Source organism: Streptomyces sp. NPDC126499 (assembly GCF_040302485.1).
In the GTDB taxonomy this organism is placed as follows: domain Bacteria; phylum Actinomycetota; class Actinomycetes; order Streptomycetales; family Streptomycetaceae; genus Streptomyces.
Genome location: NZ_JBEOUO010000062.1, coordinates 1 through 1,227, shown reverse-complemented (window position 1 = coordinate 1,227; position 1,227 = coordinate 1). Strand labels below are relative to the sequence as shown.

General features: G+C 28.4%; 3 protein-coding genes. All 3 read right to left on the bottom strand.

From position 1 onward, the window contains the following. Window positions 1–191: hypothetical protein (locus tag ABTZ91_RS34050; RefSeq protein ID WP_352081101.1), on the bottom strand; the 191-nt coding region annotated here is incomplete at its 3' end. A 42-nt stretch (window positions 192–233) separates the two neighbouring features. Continuing rightward, window positions 234–770, bottom strand: a complete 537-nt coding sequence (locus tag ABTZ91_RS34045) for a dUTPase (protein WP_070451275.1) — start codon at window positions 768–770, stop codon at window positions 234–236. After that, window positions 763–1,227: YopX family protein (locus ABTZ91_RS34040; protein WP_352081100.1), on the bottom strand; the 465-nt coding region annotated here is incomplete at its 5' end. The genes ABTZ91_RS34040 and ABTZ91_RS34045, both read right to left, overlap by 8 nt.

Below are 1,227 nucleotides of genomic sequence, written 5' to 3'. Positions count from 1 at the left end.
ATAACGAATATTAAAATTGGTAAAACTAAATTTAATTGCTCAAATAAAATTGAAAATGTAAATAAAAATGTTATTCCAAAACTCAGTACAATACCTAATATAAGTCTTAAATAATAAATAGAAACTATAGACATTAAGTAAAATATACTAATACATATAGCTAAACTAATTAATGTGATTATTGTTGTCATTGAAAAGCACCTTCTTCACTTATTTATAAATACCTTGATACCTTAAACGTAACCTTTGTCTATATCTGCAATTCCATCTTGCCTAGTATGGTTAAGTTTCATTTTCTTTTTGTATGCATCGATGAGTTGGTCAATAGAGTAAATGTTGTATGCTATATCGAACACCACAACAACAGTGAAATAGTCAGGATAAAATTCGTTATAAACCAAATCAGGTAAACCTAAAATTGCATCTTTAGCAAATTCTTTATTATTAAAATCAAACATTTCTTTAAATAGTTCATCTTTAAAGCTTTCTTTTATTGATTCAACTATTTCTTTAGCATTTGAACTTGTTTGATTCGCAATACTTAATCCAAATGCCAACATATCCGCTAACTCGTCTAGTTGAACATCTAACGGTTTGCCTGGTTTCTTCTTCCAGTTCTTGAACGTTTCTAATGTGTCAAACCATTCAAAAAATTCAACTACATATGCAATCTTGCTATCTTGCAAATTAAGTGTCGGTATTCTACCGTCAAAGTCCTCTTGTATCTGTAATAACTCTTGTAATTGATCTACTGTTAATTGATTAGTCATTATTAACCTCCTGTAAAATAATTTTTAATATCTGACAATCTTTATAATCCAATGTTTCATACTTTCCTAAATCTAATACGTGGCTGAGATTGCTTTGTATTTCATCAAATACTTTTGCTTTTCTTTCAACATTTACTAAATCCTCGTCCAATAACTCAAAATCTTCATAAATATTACCGATGACATCTAAATTCAAATCAAATTCACATAATTTATAACGAATAGTAGAATAATTATCTTTAGTTCCATCTATTGCACAAAAGCCACCATCTTTAAAAATGATTTGAGCGTTATAATCTATACCATCGCTAGAAAAAATACGTACAATATCTCCTTCGTATATCTCAATATCATTCACATCTTTAAGTCCTGTAGACATCATCACAACTCTATTTATAGAACCATCACCATTAATAATGTCTAAATCTTCCATGTGGCTGAATGTAATTTTGAATGA